At 68.0% G+C, this 15768-nt stretch carries 13 protein-coding genes; 7 read left to right on the forward strand and 6 right to left on the reverse strand.

The window, feature by feature from the left end; all coding sequences use genetic code 11:
- The first annotated feature begins 15 nt into the window (after positions 1-15).
- Complete coding sequence (locus tag AC50X6_RS05860; RefSeq protein WP_494965311.1) at positions 16-1740, forward strand: ABC transporter family substrate-binding protein; 1725 nt, start codon at positions 16-18, stop codon at positions 1738-1740.
- A gap of 110 nt (positions 1741-1850) precedes the next feature.
- Positions 1851-2906, forward strand: a complete 1056-nt coding sequence (locus AC50X6_RS05865) for a Gfo/Idh/MocA family protein (protein ID WP_494965312.1) — start codon at positions 1851-1853, stop codon at positions 2904-2906.
- 137 nt (positions 2907-3043) lie between these two features.
- Here AC50X6_RS05865 and ald read toward each other — a convergent pair whose 3' ends face one another.
- Positions 3044-4162: an alanine dehydrogenase gene (ald, locus tag AC50X6_RS05870; RefSeq protein WP_494965313.1), complete on the reverse strand. Its 1119-nt coding sequence runs from the start codon at positions 4160-4162 to the stop codon at positions 3044-3046.
- A gap of 257 nt (positions 4163-4419) precedes the next feature.
- On the opposite strand from ald, the gene AC50X6_RS05875 reads away from it, so the two are divergent.
- The gene (locus AC50X6_RS05875) at positions 4420-5640 is read left to right on the forward strand and encodes a PucR family transcriptional regulator (protein ID WP_494965314.1); all 1221 of its coding nucleotides are present in this window, start codon (positions 4420-4422) and stop codon (positions 5638-5640) included.
- A gap of 6 nt (positions 5641-5646) precedes the next feature.
- On the opposite strand, the gene AC50X6_RS05880 is transcribed toward AC50X6_RS05875, so the two are convergent.
- The 4 genes from AC50X6_RS05880 to AC50X6_RS05895 all read right to left on the reverse strand — a co-directional run bounded on the left by AC50X6_RS05880 (position 5647) and on the right by AC50X6_RS05895 (position 10128).
- A complete protein-coding gene (locus AC50X6_RS05880) occupies positions 5647-5940 on the reverse strand; it encodes a hypothetical protein (protein ID WP_494965315.1) in 294 nt (97 codons plus the stop codon).
- A 74-nt stretch (positions 5941-6014) separates the two neighbouring features.
- The gene (locus AC50X6_RS05885; protein WP_494965316.1) at positions 6015-6437 is read right to left on the reverse strand and encodes a helix-turn-helix domain-containing protein; all 423 of its coding nucleotides are present in this window, start codon (positions 6435-6437) and stop codon (positions 6015-6017) included.
- A 42-nt stretch (positions 6438-6479) separates the two neighbouring features.
- Positions 6480-8165, reverse strand: a complete 1686-nt coding sequence (gene ptsP, locus AC50X6_RS05890; protein WP_494965317.1) for a phosphoenolpyruvate--protein phosphotransferase — start codon at positions 8163-8165, stop codon at positions 6480-6482.
- Between the two features lie 511 nt (positions 8166-8676).
- On the reverse strand, positions 8677-10128 hold the full coding sequence (locus AC50X6_RS05895) for a sugar porter family MFS transporter (RefSeq protein ID WP_494965318.1): 1452 nt from the start codon (positions 10126-10128) through the stop codon (positions 8677-8679).
- 327 nt (positions 10129-10455) lie between these two features.
- Between AC50X6_RS05895 and AC50X6_RS05900 the strand changes: the two genes are divergently transcribed.
- Positions 10456-11388 carry a putative endonuclease domain-containing protein gene (locus AC50X6_RS05900; protein ID WP_494965319.1) on the forward strand — a complete coding sequence of 311 codons (933 nt, stop codon included), beginning with the start codon at positions 10456-10458 and terminating at the stop codon, positions 11386-11388.
- A gap of 54 nt (positions 11389-11442) precedes the next feature.
- Here the strand turns inward: AC50X6_RS05900 and rraA are convergent, their stop codons facing one another.
- Positions 11443-11919, reverse strand: a complete 477-nt coding sequence (rraA, locus tag AC50X6_RS05905; RefSeq protein ID WP_494965320.1) for a ribonuclease E activity regulator RraA — start codon at positions 11917-11919, stop codon at positions 11443-11445.
- 103 nt (positions 11920-12022) lie between these two features.
- Here rraA and AC50X6_RS05910 point away from each other — a divergent pair, with 103 nt between their 5' ends.
- The 3 genes from AC50X6_RS05910 (at position 12023) to AC50X6_RS05920 (ending at position 15681) form a co-directional block, all read left to right on the forward strand.
- Positions 12023-13339 (forward strand): MFS transporter, encoded by a 1317-nt coding sequence (locus AC50X6_RS05910; RefSeq protein WP_494965321.1) that lies wholly within the window; start codon positions 12023-12025, stop codon positions 13337-13339.
- Positions 13340-13531: 192 nt separating this feature from the next.
- Positions 13532-14152 carry a TetR/AcrR family transcriptional regulator gene (locus AC50X6_RS05915; RefSeq protein WP_494965322.1) on the forward strand — a complete coding sequence of 207 codons (621 nt, stop codon included), beginning with the start codon at positions 13532-13534 and terminating at the stop codon, positions 14150-14152.
- Positions 14153-14469: 317 nt separating this feature from the next.
- Positions 14470-15681: an NAD(P)-dependent malic enzyme gene (locus AC50X6_RS05920; RefSeq protein WP_494965323.1), complete on the forward strand. Its 1212-nt coding sequence runs from the start codon at positions 14470-14472 to the stop codon at positions 15679-15681.
- Positions 15682-15768 lie beyond the last annotated feature (87 nt).

The following is a 15768-nucleotide window of genomic DNA, read 5'->3' on the forward strand; positions in this document are numbered from 1 at the left end:
AATGAAGGGGAACACATGAAGAATCTCACCAAGATCGGCGGAGCGGCAGTCGTAGCGGCGGCCCTCACGCTGACTGCCTGCGGCGGCGGCACCGCTGCCAAGGGCCCGGATGCCGGCAAGGGCCAGGACGCGGGAAGCGATGTGGCCAAGCTCGTCAGCATCAACGCCAAGGATGCCAAGGACCTTCAGCCGGGCGGCACCGTCACCCTGCCGCTGGGCAACATCGGACCGGACTTCAACGGTTTCTCCAACAACGGCAACAGCGCCGACAACTCGGCTCTGATGGTGCCCATGAACCCTGCTGCCGTCAACAGCGGCGGCATGGGTGGTTGCTGGAAGATTGACTTCGACGGGAAAGCTACGCCGAACAAGGATTTCTGCGAAGACGTCAAGAGTGAGCTCAAGGACGGCAAGCAGACCATCACCATCAAGGTGAACGAGAAGGCCAGCTACAACGACGGAACCCCCATCGATGTCAAGACCTTCGAAAACACCTGGAATATGCTCAAGGGTGAAAACAAGGATATCGATGTGGTCTCCTCCGGCGCCTACGAGTTCGTGGAGTCGGTCAAGGCCGGTGCCAGCGACAAGGAAGTTGTGGTCACCACCACCCAGCCGGTTTACCCGCTTGACGCCTTGTTTTTTGGCCTGGTCCACCCTGCCGTGAACACCCCGGCGATCTTCAACGAAGGCTTCACCGGTGACATGCACCCGGAGTGGATGGCCGGCCCGTTCAAGCTGGACAAGTACGACGCTGCCGCGAAGACGGTCACCCTCGCCCCGAACGACAAGTGGTGGGGCGCCAAGCCGGTCCTGGAAAAGGTGGTCTTCCGCCAGCTTGAGCTCAGCGCCCAGATCGCAGCGTTCAAGAACGGTGAAATCGATGGTGTGTCCGCCAACACCATTGCGCTCTACAAGCAGCTTGACGGCACCAAAAACTCCGAGGTCCGCCGCGGCCAGCGCCTCTTCGCCGGCGGCCTGAATCTGAACGCCCAGAAGGCGCCGATGACCGACGTCGCGATCCGCAAGGCGGTTTTCGCCGCCGTCGACCGCGAGGCGCTGCGTAAGGTCCGTTTCAACGGCCTGAACTGGGAGGAGCCCAGCTCCGGATCGATGATGCTGCTGCCGTTCTCCAAGGACTACCAGGACAATTACCCCGTCAAGGAAACCGGCCCCGAGGCCGCCAAGAAGGTCCTGGCCGACGCCGGCTACACGGCCAACGCCGCCGGCATCATGGAGAAGGACGGCGTTCCCGCCGCCTTCAAGATCAGCAACTTCGGTGACGACCCCACCACCCTGGCCTTCACGCAGACCCTGCAGAACCAGCTCAAGGCCGGCGGCATGGATGTCGGGATCGACCAGCGTGCCTCCGCCGACTTCGGCAAGGTTCTTGGCAGCCGCGACTTCTTTATGAGCGTCTCCGGTTACACCGTGGGCGCGGACGCCACCGACGCTGTCAAGCAGTTCTACGATTCCAAGACGAACGAGAACGAACTGGGCGACGCCGAACTGGATGCCGACATCAAAAAGCTCTCCAGCATCGCCGACAACGCCGAGCGCAACAAGGCGGCCATGGACGTCGAAAAGAAGCACATGGAGAAGTACTTCTCCATGGGTGTTGTGATGAACGGCCCGCAGATCTCCTTCGTGCGCACCGGCTTGGCCAACTACGGCCCGTCCTTGTTCAAGAGCCTGTCCCAGGTTCCGGACTGGACCACCCTCGGCTGGGAAAAGAAGTAACTCCCCGCTAAGTCACACCGCCCCGCAGCGACGGCCGGCGCCCCCTGGATTGTCCGGGCGGGTGCCGGCCGTCGCCGTCTGACCGGCGGCCGCCGGGGTAGCGTGGAGCCATGACACCAGACTCCACCCGGCCCATCCGCGCCGCCGTCGCCGGCTACGGCCTCTCCGGCAGTGTCTTCCATGCCCCGCTGCTCGCGGCCAACCCTGCATTTTCCCTCGACGTCATTTCCACGTCCGACGCCGGCAGGCAGTCCGCGGCTTCCGCCCGCTACCCGGGGACCCGGCTTGTGGACACCCCCGCAGACATCCTCGGCCTCGCCGGCGACCTGGACCTGCTGGTGCTCGGGACCCCGCCGGCCACCCACTATCCGCTCGCGAAAGCGGCGCTGGAAGCCGGGCTCGACGTCGTCGTCGACAAGCCCTTCACGGTGCGCAGCGCCGAAGGGGAGGAGCTGATCGGCCTCGCCGCAGGGCTGGGCCGGGTGCTCAGCGTATTCCAGAACCGGCGCTGGGACGGCGACTTCCTGACCGTCCGCGGCCTGGTGGACAGCGGCGCGCTGGGCACCATAGCCCGGTTCGAATCGCGCTTTGAACGCTGGTCCCCCGCGGTCGCCAAGGCCTGGAAGGCAGCTGCGGCGGCGGACGACGGCGGCGGGGTGCTGTTCGACCTCGGCACCCACCTGCTGGACCAGGCAGTGCAGCTGTTCGGTCCCGCCACGGTCACGCACGCGGAACTGGAGGCACGGCGGCCGGGGGAGAAGGCCGACGACGACGTGTTCCTCGCCCTGCGGCACGAATCCGGGGTCACGAGCCACCTGTGGATGAACATGCTCTGCGCCCAGCAGGGTCCGCGCTTCCGGCTCCTGGGCAGCGGGGGCGGCTTCACCAAGCACGGCATCGACCCGCAGGAGCCTTTCATCGTGGCCGGCGGCAGCCCGCTGGACCCTGACTACGGCGTCGAAGATCCGGATTGGGCCGGGCTGCTGGGCCGGGACGGGCACCTGGACCGGCTGCCCTCCGAGCGCGGCGCGTACCCGGAGTTTTACCGGATCCTGGCGGACAAGATCAACGACGGCGGCGCGGCCTCGGCGCTGCCGCTGCCGGTGGACCCGGCGGGACCGGTGGAGGTCCTGCGGCTGATGGAGCGGGCGCGGGCACTGGCTTAAGGTCTTAAAAAGCAATCGACTGCTCCCCATCCGCCGTTTTGGGGGTCCAAAAGGGCGGATGGGCCCACGCCGGCAGGGTTCCCTGGCCGAGCTTGCGAGGCGAGGGGGCCGGTGGGGAGCAGTCGATGCGGTGCTGCTTATGCGGAGACGAGCTCGTGCCAGTCGGCGACGAGAGGCAGGTGGTGCGCCTCGGAGACCGAGCGGTGCGCAACCTTGCCACCGGCGATGTTCAGGCCGGCGGCGAGGGCCGCGTCGCGGTCAAACGCGGCCTTGACGCCCAGGTTGGCCAGCGACACCGCGTAACGCAGGGTGACGTTGGTCAGTGCGTAGGTGGAGGTGTTCGGAACGGCGCCCGGCATGTTGGCAACGCAGTAGAAGATGGTGTTGTGCACCTTGTACGTCGGTTCCTGGTGCGTGGTGGGGTGCGTGTCCTCGAAGCAGCCGCCCTGGTCCACCGCGATGTCCACCAGCACGGAGCCGGGCTTCATCCGGGAGACGAGCTCGTTGGTGACCAGCTTCGGGGCCTTGGCGCCCGGGATCAGCACGGAGCCGATCACGAGGTCGGCGTCGACCACGGACTTCTCGATCTCGTAGGCGTTGGAGGCAACGGTCTTCAGGCGGCCCTGGTACTGGGCATCGAGTTCGCGCAGGCGGTTGATGTTGATGTCCAGGATGGTAACGTCGGCGCCGAGGCCCAGGGCCATGGCGGCGGCGTTGGTGCCGGCGACGCCGGCGCCCAGGACAACCACCTTGGCCGGGCGGACCCCCGGGACCCCGCCGAGCAGCACACCCTTGCCGCCGGCCGGAGCCATCAGCGAGGTGGCGCCCACCTGGACGGACAAGCGGCCGGCAACCTCGGACATCGGGGCCAGCAGCGGCAGCGTGCGGCCTTCCTGGACAGTCTCGTAGGCGATGGCGGTGACGCCGGTGTTGATGAGTTTGTGCGTCAGTTCCGGCTCGGCGGCCAGGTGCAGGTAGGTGAAGAGGATCAGGTCCTTGCGGAAACGGTGGTATTCGGCCTTGACCGGCTCCTTGACCTTCATGACCATGTCGGCGCGGGCCCAGACGTCGTCGGCGTCGGCGACAATCTCGGCGCCGGCGATGGCGTATTCCTCGTCCGTGATGCCCGAGCCCAGGCCCGCGCCGCGCTCCACCAGGACCGAGTGGCCGTGGGTGCGGAACTCGTGGACGCCGGCAGCCGTGATGGCGACGCGGAATTCGTTGTTCTTGATCTCTTTGGGGACACCGATGATCATTTTTGGGCTCCAGTGGTGGCGGCCTCGCGGGCCTGGGTGTATACGGGGAAGTCGTAGTTCCAGAGTAAATCCCGTTGTGAGGCAGGCGACAGGCTACGCCGCCCGGTCCGGACGGCTTTCCGCGGAATGGCGCGGTTCTTGAAATCCTGCGCTCGACATTTGTCGAAGCGGCAAGCGTCAGGTGTCGCCTGCTGTCCGCCGGCCTCGCGGCGTCGTGGCTTTCGCAGCGGGACCCCGCCGGGCAGTAGTCTGGCAGCATGGCGCAGCAGGAGGTGGAGCAGCTCGTGGAGCAGGTGGCGCTGAAGCTTGGCCGCGGCCTGTCGCTGGAGGACCTCGACGGCCTCCTGCTCGCTTACAGCTCCAACCAGTCCCACGCCGACCGGGTCCGGGTGAACTTCCTACTCAGCAAACGCGTGGCCGTGGACGTCAGTGCCTGGCAGCTCTCGCACGGGATCGCGACGGCAGTCCGGCCCGTCGTCGTGCCGGCGAACGAGGCGCTGGGCATGCTGGGCCGCGTCTGCGTGCCCCTGCTGGTGCGCGGTTTCCGGGTGGGCTACCTGTGGGTCCAGCTGGATGCCGAGGAGCCGAACGCGGCGTCGGTCCTCGCCCAGCTGCCCGGGGTCGGCCGCGAAATGGAGCAGCTCTCCGCCCTGCTGCTGGACTCCAATACCGCAGAGTCCGAATTCCGGCGCCGGCGCGAGCAAGAGTTCCTGGCCGCCTGCAAGGGCGAGTCCAACGCCTCCGCGGCCGTGGCCGGCTGGAAGGAAGTGCAGGGCCGCGGGCCCTGGCAGCTGGTGACCGTGCTGGATGCCGACGGCTGGGCAGAAGCGGCGGACCCGATCGCCTCCACCCTGATCCACCGCTCCGCCGCGCTGCAGGCCACCATCGGGGTGGACGCGGCCCTGTTCAGCGCCGGCACCGAAACCCACGCCGTCGTGCTGTTCAGGGGGTCCACCGGCCGGGCGGACCACGCCCAGGTGCTGGTGCACTACCAGCTGGAACTGGCCAAGCGCTCCGGGCGGTCCGTGCGCCGCATCATCCTCGGGACTTCCGAGGGATTCGCCAAGCCCCGCGAGATGGCGGAGGCCTACCGGCAGTCCCGGCAGGCTGCCCAGGCCGCGGCGGTGGATCCCCAGCTGGGCGAACTCGTGGACTGCCGGGCCACGGGCCTCTACCAGCTGCTGGCCTCCGCCGGCGGCGGGGCGGGGGCCTGGGCGGACGCGGGCTCGGTGTACTTCCGGATACTGGAGGACCATGACCGGAACCATGAGCTCCTGCCCGTGCTGGAGCTGTTCTACGACAATGACGGGTCCGTCCAGGATGTGGCGGACAAGCTGCACCTGCACCGGAGCAGCATCTACAACCGGCTGGGCCGGATCCGCCAGCTCCTCGGCGTGGATCCGCTCAAGGGGATGGCCCGGGTGGAGCTCCATGCGGCGCTCAAGGCGCGACGCTGGGCGGGCCGGCCAAGGATCTAGAGTGCTCTAGCCGCCGTGGCCGTCGCGTTTGGACCGCTCGACGTCCAGGGGGAGGTCCGATGCGGGGCGGGCAGGGTCATCACGCGCTGCCTCCTGCGCCGACTCCCGCGCCGTTTCCCGCGCCTTCTCCTTCCTGCGGAGAGAGATCCGGCCGTCCATCCACATGGCGACGGCGACAAACGCGACACAGCTGGACATAAAAGCGGCCGTATTGTTCAGCCCCATCACGGTTCCGAGGATGCCGGTGAGCACCATGGCGGCAATGCCGGCCACGATGTGCCACCCTCTGAACTTACCCACCGTCCAAGCGTAACCCCGGCCTTCTCCGCGTTTCCGCGCAGGACCGGGATCGTTGCTTGATCCTTATCACGCGGTCATGGAGCATCCGCCGCTCCGTCATTTCCGGCGGCGGGAGCACCGTCGGCTGTGCTGCTCTTCTTCTGGTTTTCGAGCCACGCCATGATGTCGGCCAGCCGAATGCGGCGGTGCGTGCCGCGGTATTCCACCGGAATTTCGCCCCGGTCCGTCATGTTCCGCAGGTAGGTGTGCGAGATGCCCGCAAGCTCCGCAGCCTTCGAGGTGGTCAGCATTTCCTCGACGCTGCCGACGGTGACGGACTCGCCGCGGCTGAACCTGCCCAGCAGGTCGACGACGGCGTCCCTCGCCTGGGGCGGAAGCCGGTGCACAGTGCCGTCCACGAACACCGTGATGTCGTCGCTGCCGCTGAGGGCGTACGTGAGTTTCTGTGCGTCCTCGGCCGGAAGCCCGGCCGTCACCCGGGGAGCAATCAGTGTCATGGTGGCATCCTAGCGCCCCGGGCAGGGCCTCACATCCTGCTGCTACAGGCCGAGCTCGTCCAGGACCGGCAGCTTCTCCCGCACCCGGGCCCGCGCCGCGGCGGCGCTTGGCGCGGAAAGTGCAAGCTGGGCCAGCTCCTGCGCCTCGGCCAGCGTGACCGTCTTAAGCACGGCGGACACGGCCGCGAGGGAACGTGCCGTCATGGACAGGGTGGAGACGCCGAGCCCGGTGAGGACGACGGCGAGGGCCGGGTCCGCGGCGGCCTCACCGCAGACGCCCACCGGCTTGTTGTGGCCCTCCGCCGCGGAGCCTTCGACCGTGAGGCTGACCAGCCGGAGCACGGCGGGCTGCCAGGGGGTGTTCAGCGCCGCGAGCGGGCCGAGCTGGCGGTCCGCGGCCATGGCGTACTGGGTGAGGTCGTTGGTGCCCAGGCTGGCGAAGGCCACCTCCCGGAGGATGGCCTCGGCCGTGAGGGAAGCCGAGGGGACCTCCACCATAACGCCGGGGGTTTTGATCCCCGCCTCCGTGCACAGCGCGGCGAAGCGGGCGGCTTCCTCCGCCGTCGAAATCATCGGCGCCATCACCCAAACGTCGGCCGCGGATTCGCGTTCGGCACGGGCTATGGCCTGCAGCTGGCGTTCCAGCACGCCGGGCGTGGTGAAGTCGGTCCGGTAGCCGCGGACGCCGAGCGCCGGGTTGGGCTCGGTGGCGTCGGTCAGGAACGGCAGCGGCTTGTCCGCGCCGGCGTCGAGCGTGCGCAGAACCACTTTCTTGCCGGGGAAGGCGTCGAAAACGCCCTTGTAGGCCACGGCCTGTTCATCCACGGTGGGCTCGGTGTCCCGTTCCAGGAAGCAAAACTCGGTTCGGAACAGCCCCACCCCCTGGGCGTTGAGCCTGGCGGCGGCCACGGCGTCCTTGGCGCCCCCGACGTTGGCGAGGAGCGGGACTAGGTGGCCATCCGCCGTCGTGCCCGTGCCGTCAAAGTCCGCCAGCAGTGAGGCGGTGGCGGCCCAATGTCCGGCGGCGGTGCGCTGGGACTCGTCCGGATCTGCGGTGATGAGGCCGGCGGCACCATCCACGTAGACTTCGGTGCCGTCCGCGAGGCGGTCGACGCCGGTTGCCGCAACGACGGCGGGCAGGCCGAGCGAGCGGGCAATGATCGCCGTGTGGGACTGGGGCCCGCCGCCGGCGGTGAGCAGGGCAAGGACCTTCTCCGGGTCCAGGGTGGCCGTGTCCGCCGGAGCCAGGTCCTCGGCGATCAGGATGAACGGGGTCGAGGAAGTGGGGATCCCCGGGGCGGGCACGCCGCGCAGTTCCGCCACGATCCGGGCGCGGACGTCCAGGACATCGGTGGCTCGCTGGGCCATGTAGCCGCCCAGGTTGTGCAGCATTTCCGCGACGGAGGCGCCGGCTTCCCAGATGGCGCGCTGGCCGGAGGTGCCGCGGGCGATCAGCTTGGCGGCGCTCTTCAGCAGCATGGTGTCCGTGGCCATGAGGGCCGTGGCTTCCAGCACGGCTTTCCCGTCGCCGCTGACCGTCCCGGCCCGGGCTTTGAGCTGGTCGTGGACGGCCTTCGCGGCGGTTTTCAGCGCAGCCGTTTCTTCCTCAGCCGTGACGCCGGCGGGCAGTTGTTCGCCGGCGGGGGGTGCGCTGATCGGTTTGGGCATCTGGCGGATGGTGCCGATGACACGGCCGGGGCTGACGCCTACGCCTGGGAAGTTCTGCACTGAAAGTCCTCATTCTCTGCCGTGGGCCAGAAAGCCGGTTCGGGTGCCGCTGATGATCTGTGTGGCTTGACCCGGAAAGGCGGCTGGCAGTTGCGTCAACCGCCGGGGCGCGGTACCCAAAAAAATTGTATGTGATGCACTGCATCTGACGTTGCTACAGGCGCCTGTTGCTGGGCGCCGGGGTGCCGGGGTGCGTGTTGCTTGGCGCCGGGGCGCCGGGTGCCGTGTCATCGGGGAGCCCGGGTGATGGGTGCGGGGTAGCGGGTGCCGTGTGATCGGGGAGCCCGGCCGCCGCAGCTGCTCCCAGGTCCGGTCGACCGCCGATTCGTCGCGTTCGCGTGCTACAGAACCGCTTCGGTGCCCGCCGTCGTGGTCCTCATGGTCATCTGTGTCCCCAACCCGCCGAGGTGACAGTTAAGGCCCATGTTTCCCGGAAACATGGGCCTTAACTGTCACCTCGTGAGGCGGGAGCGTGCGGTGGTGCGGTGGTGTGCCGTGCGACGGGCGGGGCTCAGGCCCTGGCTGAATCCTTCGCGGAACCCTTGGGAACGAAGAGTGTCTCGGCCTGTTCCAGGGACATTCCGTTGGTCTCCGGCACCTTGAACTTCACGAAGAAGAACGACGCCGCCGCGAACATGGCGTAGATGGCGTAGGTCACGGGCAGGGACGCCGCAGCCATGACCGGGAAGCTCAGGGTGATGGCGAAGTTGGCGATCCACTGGGCTGCAGCGGCGAGGCCCAGTGCGCGGGCGCGGATCCGGGACGGGAAGATCTCACCCAGCAGCACCCAGACGAGCGGGCCCCAGGACGCGCCGAAGCTGATCACGAAGACGTTGGCGGCAACTAGCGCGGCCGGGCCCCACACACCGGGCAGTGATATGGCATCGCCGGCTCCGGTGGCGGACCCGAAGGCCAGGGCCATGGTGCCCAGCGAGACCGCCATGCCGATGGAACCCGCGAGCAGAATGGGCCGGCGGCCGATCCTGTCCACCAGGGCGATCGCCACCAGGGTCACCAGAATGTTTGTGATCGCGGTGGCCACGGAGATCGTCAGGGAGTCCTTCTCCTGGAAGCCGACAGCCTTCCACAGAGTGGTGGAGTAGTAGAAGATCACGTTGATGCCGACGAACTGCTGAAGCACGGAGAGGATGATGCCGATCCACACCACGGGCTGTAGGCCGAAGACCTTGCCGCGCAGGGAGCCCTTCTGGCCGGCGACCTTGTCCTCCTCGATGGCCTTCTTGATGTCGCGCAGCTGGCGGTCAGTGTCCTCGGCCGGGGCGATGGACTGGAAAATCTTGAGGGCTTCCTCATCTTTGCCCTGGAACACCAGGAACCGCGGCGACTCGGGCAGGGTATACGCAATCCAGCCGTAGACCACTGCGGGCACGGCGCCGGCAAGGAACATCCAGCGCCAGGCTTGAATACCGAACCAGAGCTCCTGGCCGGCGCCGCCGGCGAAATTCGCGAAGAGGGCGTCCGAGAGGAGTGCGGCGAAGATGCCCATGGTGATGGCGAGCTGCTGGAGCGACGCCAGCCTGCCACGGACGTGGCGCGGGGATATCTCGGAGATGTACGCCGGGGCGATCACGGAGGCCAGGCCGATGCCCAAACCGCCGACGAGGCGCCAGAAGATAAGGTCCCACACACCGAAGGCGAAGCCCGTGCCGATGGCACTGACCAGGAACAGCAGGGCGCCGATCTTCATGGCGGGGATGCGGCCGTAGCGGTCGGCGACTTTGCCGGCCAGGTAGGCACCCGCCGCGCAGCCGAGCAGTGCCACGGCCACGGCAAAGCCGGTCACGGCCTCGCTGAGCGCGAACTCATCCTTTATCGCGTCCACGGCGCCGTTGACCACGGAGGAGTCGAAACCGAAGAGGAAACCGCCGACGGCGCCCGCCACGGCCAGCCAGATGACCCGCTGGGGGATCTTGGCTGCGGTCTGGTCTTGCGTGGTTGTCATCTGGCTCCCTCGGCATTTCGCGTTCCGCGGCCTGCGCCGCAGCTACCAAGTCTTACACCGGAGCGGAGGCGACGCCCGTCACGCGCCGTAGAAGTGAGAGGAAACACACTTTGGCGGGCTCCGCGGGCAGGCGCCGGCGGCGTCGGACGCCGTCCGTCGCCGAGGTGAGATTTCGCGCCCATGTCTCGTCCAGTCATGGGCGCGAAGTCTCACCTCGGCGGCCCTGGCCCATGAAGTCCGAAGGGTAGGCGGTGGCGGGGTGCGGATAACTTAGGCGGGGTGTGGATAACCTAAGCGGGCGGCGCCGGTTTCCCTCATGATGAGGGAATGCGCAGACTCGAGCTCCCAACGACGCTGGCGGAGGGATCATTCTCCGTCCTGGCTGCCGATGCGGCCGGGATCCCCCGGAAGCGGACCCGCGCCCAGGACCTAATCACCGTGTCCCGCGGCATCCGCGTTCCGCCCGGCAGCGGCGCACACGGCACCGCAGCCCTGCGGGCCTATTGCCAACTCGACGGATGCACCGTGCTCTGTCACTTCACTGCGGCGAGGATCTGGCGCGTTGGCCTTCCGCCGTGGGCAGACTGCGACTGGAGGATCCACCTTGCCCGGCCGCGGGGCGGCAGCATCCCGACACGGGCGAACGTGGCGGGGCACCGCCTCGCGCTGCGGCCCGGGGACGTGGTGATGTTCGACGGCGTCCGGGTTACCTCGCCCGAACGCACCTACCTCGACCTGGCCGCGACTCTGCCGTTGGACGATCTCGTGGCTGCCGGGGATTCCTTGGTGTCCGAACACGGTCCGGAGTTCCCGTCCCCCCGGGCGGCCCTGGCGAGCATCGAGACGCTGAACCGGATGCTGCTCCAGCACCCCGGAGCTAGGCACATCCGGCGGGCACGGGAGGCCCTGGCGCTCGTACGCGTCGGCGCGGATTCCCCTCCGGAGACGCGGCTGCGCCTCGCCGTCGTCCGCGGTGGCCTGCCGGAGCCGGAGCTCAACCACGTGGTCTGGGGGCCGGCCGGAGCCCCGGAGCTGTGGCCGGACGCGGCGTATCCGGCCTACGGGGTAGCGCTGCAGTACGACGGGCTCCACCATGGCGGGGTCAGCCAGCATCTGCGCGACATCCGCCGTGCCCGAACCACGGAAAGGCTGGGCTGGTGCGAGGTGCGGGTCGCAAAGGACGATCTGGCGGGGGAGTGCCCCACTGTCGTCGGGAGGGTCCGGCGTGTTCTCCTGTCCCGTGGATGGACGCCGAGGTGAGACTTCGCGCCCATTTGCCCTCGAGTCTTGGGCGCGAAGTCTCACCTCGGCGACTCAGCGCTCGACCAGTATTCCGTCCGGATCGCACCAGATCATCGCCCCGGGCCGGAGGGCGACGCCGTCGATCTCGACTTCCACGTCGCTCTCGCCGGCGCCTGCTTTGGCGCTCTTGCGCGGGTTGCTGCCCAGCGCCTTCACCCCGAGCGGCAGCCCGGCGATGGCCGCCCGGTCGCGGATGGCGCCGTTGACGACGACGCCGGACCAGCCGTTGGCGACGGCGCTCGCCGCGATCAGGTCGCCCATCAGCGCCGTGCGCAGCGAGCCGCCGCCGTCCACCACCAGGACGGCGCCGTCCCCGGGCGTGGCCAGAGTTGACTTGACCAGGGCATTGTCCTCAAAACAGCGGATGGTCCGGACCGGGCCGTGGAAATGCGTCCGCCCGCCGACCGACTGGAATTGCAGGGCCACGGAGTCGAGCTCCTCGCCCCGTTCGTCGAAGAGATCGGCGGTGTTTACGGCGGATGCGGTCACGGGTTCTCCCTGATGCTGGAAATAGTCGGCGGGCGTTGCTCCCCACGATAGTCTGGGCCCACACCGATTTTCAGCCTTAGCCATCAGTTCCGGGGGGAACCACATGAGCCTGTCCGATCTACCCGGAGCAGATCCGGACCCAGCTCTCACGAGTCAGGCCGCAAATGGCCCGGCGGCGGTGGCACTCGCGGAACCTGAGCGGCGCGTCCGGCCCGTCTGGATCACCGGGGTGGTGCTCGTCAATGTCGGCATCAATGCGGCGTTCTTCGGTCCGATCCAGGTGCTGCTCGGCCAGCAGGCCGCGGCCTTCAGCGAGGGGGACAAGGAGGCGATCCTGGCTCTGGTGACCGGTGCAGGCGCCGCGGTATCGCTCGTAGCCAGCCCGCTGTTCGGCGCCTTCAGCGACCGGACCACCTCGCGGCGGGGCCGGCGCGTGCCGTGGGTGCTCTTCGGGGCGGTCCTCGGCGCCGCAGCACTCATCGCACTGGCGGGGGCGCCCAACGTCGCCGTCATGACCCTGCTCTGGTGCCTCGTGCAGGCCGGCTGCAACGGTGCCTACGCCGCCATCACTGCCGCCATTCCGGACCGGGTGCCGGTGGCGCAGCGCGCCACGGTGGGCGGCCTCGGGGCCATGGGGCAAACGGTCGGCATCCTGATCGGCGCGGTGATCGCCGCCGCCGTCACAGGGAACTTCGCCGTCGGCTACCTTGTCTGTGCCGTGGCGCTTCTCGCCGGCGTCGTACTGTACTTCTTCACGAACGACGACGTCCCGCTGCCCGCGCAGGCCCGTCCCCCGTTCAGCCTGGCCGGCTTCGTGAAGGGCTTCTGGATCTCCCCGGCGCTCTACCCCGACTTCGCCTGGGCCTGGCTGACCCGGCTGCTTGTGAACATCGGCAACCACATGGTCACCCTCTACCTGCTGTTTTTCCTCACGGACGCCGTCCACCTTGAAGAAACGCAGGGCATGGCGCCGGAGTTCGGCGTGCTGATCCTGACCGGGCTCTACGCGGTGATGGTGATCATCACGAGCGTCATTGGCGGCCCGCTGAGCGACCGGATGGGGAAGCGGAAGCCGCTGGTCATCATCTCCTCGGTCATCATCGCGGTGGCTTCGCTGATCCTCGCCTTCACGCCGACCTGGACCGGCGCCCTGATCGGCGCCTCCGTGCTGGGAATCGGCTTCGGCTGCTACCTCGCCGTGGACTTCGCCCTCATCACCGAGGTGCTGCCCTCCGCGCTGAGCCGCGGCAAGGATCTGGGCGTCATCAACATCGCCAATTCCCTGCCGCAGGTCCTCGCTCCGCTCATCGCATTCCCCTTCGTGACCATGTGGGGAGGATACGTTTCGCTGTACGTGGCAGCCGCTGTCATCGGGCTGCTGGGCGCCGTGTTCGTGGTCAAGATCAAGGGCGTGGACTGACGCCGCAGGGACGCTGAGGAGGCGCCACCGGAGGCGCCGCCGGGCTTCCGTTTGACTGGCTGACCGCCCGGTGGCGTGGCGTATAGTGGACGGGAATTGCCGCGGCAGCGCTATGGGGGATCCCTCCCGGCTGCCGAGAAAACCGAACCCGGAACGCTGCTGATGCCTGACTTCCACTCAGAACTTCCACCGATGGCCCATCCGCCCACCCTTCCCCGGCAAAAAATCCGCTACACCCGGATCCTCGATGCGGCCGCCAGCTTCGCCCGCAAGGGACTTGACTCCGTGGTCCTTTCCAAGGTCGCGGCCAAGGCCGACGTTCCGCTCGGAACGCTGTGCCGCTACTTTCCCTCAGCCACCCAGCTGGTGCTGGTGCTCTACCGCCGGCAGCTCGCGGAGCTGCTGGCGGCCCACTCGCCCGCCCCCGCCACTTCCGGTGCCACCTCCGCGAAGATGATGGGTGCCGGGCGGTATGCCGAACACACCGCGGACGACGTCCCGGCCCACGCCCTCGCCGGCGTCGTGATGGAGATATTCCACATGCGCCTTATGCAGCCCGCCGTCGAACAGAGCCTCGGTAAAACGGTTTATGTGCCGGACACCGACACTACGCGGCTGCTGCGCGAGATCGATTCGACCGCGGAAAAGGCCGTCACCGCCGTGAGCGGCGACGCCGCCGTCTCCCGGGTGCTGCTGCTGACCGTCAGCGGACTGGTCCAGGCAGTCCGCTGCCGCCGCCTTTCCCTCTTTGAGGCCGAGGAAGACCTGAGGAGGGCCTGCTGGCTGCTGACCCGCAGCCGCCACTCCGCGTAACCCGCACGTAACTGGTCTAGACCAGCAGCGGCGGGCAGTGCCAGGCGTGTACAAGCGTGTTCCCGTGGTGTCAGCCGCGTTGCAGGCCGGATAAACGTCTCACCGCGGCCGGCAGCGTGTCCCGTGCCACCTCATGCGGCTGATGATGTGGTTACCATTGCAGATCCGGAGCGGCCCGCCGCCAGCAGTACGCGGAGCGTCACCGCCAGCCCGCCAACCTTGGGCCGCCACGGATGTTCCACCCACCATCTTGAGCATGACTGTGCTTGAGCTTCCATGAGCCGTATGCCCACGGTGAGCCCCCAGGAGACAACGACGTGTCCACTGAAACGATCAATCCCACCGACGCTGATTCACCCGCCGAGCCCGCAGCGGTGCTCAGCGACGAGGAGATCTTCGCATCCCACCAGGGCGGCAAGCTATCGATTTCCAGCACCGTACCGCTCGCCAGCAAGCGCGATCTTTCCATCGCCTACACGCCAGGCGTCGCCCAGGTCAGCCGCGCCATCGCCGCCGACCCGGAGCTCGCCAAGACCCTCACCTGGGCCCAACGCCTCGTGGTCGTCGTCAGCGACGGCACGGCCGTCCTCGGCCTCGGCAACATCGGCGCCAGCGCCTCGCTGCCCGTGATGGAAGGCAAGTCCGCCCTTTTCAAGGCCTTTGGCGGGCTCGACTCGATTCCGCTGGTGCTCAACACCACCGACGTCGACGAGATTGTCGAGACGCTCGTCCGGCTGCGTCCGAGTTTTGGCGCCGTCAACCTAGAGGACGTCTCGGCGCCCCGCTGTTTCGAGCTCGAGGAAAAGCTCATCGAGGCCCTGGACTGCCCGGTGATGCACGATGACCAGCACGGCACTGCCGTCGTCGTCCTCGCTGCCCTGACCGGCGCCGCGAAGGTAACCGGCCGCGAACTCGAGAAGCTCCGCGTCGTCGTTTCCGGCGCCGGCGCGGCCGGTATTGCCGTCGCCCAGATGCTCCTCACCGCCGGCATCACCGACGTGGTGCTGCTGGACTCACGCGGCGTGATCAACAGCGAGCGTGCGGACATCGCCGCGGACCAGGCCAGCAAGAAGGCCCAGTTGGCCAGGAGCGGCAACCCGCGTGGCGTCTCCGGCGGTCCCGCAGAGGCACTGCTCGACGCTGACGTCTTTATCGGTGTTTCTTCGTCGAAGCTGGCCGAGGAGCACCTGTTGCTCATGAGTCAGGATTCAATCGTGTTCGCCTTGTCCAACCCGGACCCCGAGGTTATGCCCGAGGTCGCGCACAAGTACGCGGCCGTCGTCGCCACCGGGCGCAGCGACTTCCCGAACCAGATCAACAACGTGCTCGCGTTCCCCGGCATCTTCCGCGGCGCCCTCGACGCCGGCGCCCGCCGGATCACCCCGGCCATGAAGCTGGCCGCGGCCCGCGCCATCGCGGCGCTCGCCGAGAACGATCTCTCCGCCGTCTACATCGTGCCGAGCCCGCTGGACCCGCGGGTGGCCCCAGCTGTTTCGGCGGCAGTCGCCGCGGCAGTCGAAGCCGAGTAACTACCACCGACCCGCTCCGGACGACCCGCTACGGACGACAAGCTACTGACGAACGGTCGACGACGGCGGCGCTTCCTTCAGTCCCGG

This window comes from Pseudarthrobacter sp. HLT1-7, assembly GCF_059383435.1.

What these genes read in the sequence shown, in the direction of transcription:
- ald (WP_494965313.1), bottom strand. Translation starts at nt 4,162, where the DNA reads ATGATCATCGGTGTCCCCAAAGAGATCAAGAACAACGAATTCCGCGTC.
- AC50X6_RS05860 (WP_494965311.1), top strand. Translation starts at nt 16, where the DNA reads ATGAAGAATCTCACCAAGATCGGCGGAGCGGCAGTCGTAGCGGCGGCC.
- AC50X6_RS05915 (WP_494965322.1), top strand. Translation starts at nt 13,532, where the DNA reads ATGGCCCATCCGCCCACCCTTCCCCGGCAAAAAATCCGCTACACCCGG.
- AC50X6_RS05910 (WP_494965321.1), top strand. Translation starts at nt 12,023, where the DNA reads ATGAGCCTGTCCGATCTACCCGGAGCAGATCCGGACCCAGCTCTCACG.
- AC50X6_RS05875 (WP_494965314.1), top strand. Translation starts at nt 4,420, where the DNA reads ATGGCGCAGCAGGAGGTGGAGCAGCTCGTGGAGCAGGTGGCGCTGAAG.
- AC50X6_RS05885 (WP_494965316.1), bottom strand. Translation starts at nt 6,437, where the DNA reads ATGACACTGATTGCTCCCCGGGTGACGGCCGGGCTTCCGGCCGAGGAC.
- AC50X6_RS05900 (WP_494965319.1), top strand. Translation starts at nt 10,456, where the DNA reads ATGCGCAGACTCGAGCTCCCAACGACGCTGGCGGAGGGATCATTCTCC.
- AC50X6_RS05895 (WP_494965318.1), bottom strand. Translation starts at nt 10,128, where the DNA reads ATGACAACCACGCAAGACCAGACCGCAGCCAAGATCCCCCAGCGGGTC.
- AC50X6_RS05865 (WP_494965312.1), top strand. Translation starts at nt 1,851, where the DNA reads ATGACACCAGACTCCACCCGGCCCATCCGCGCCGCCGTCGCCGGCTAC.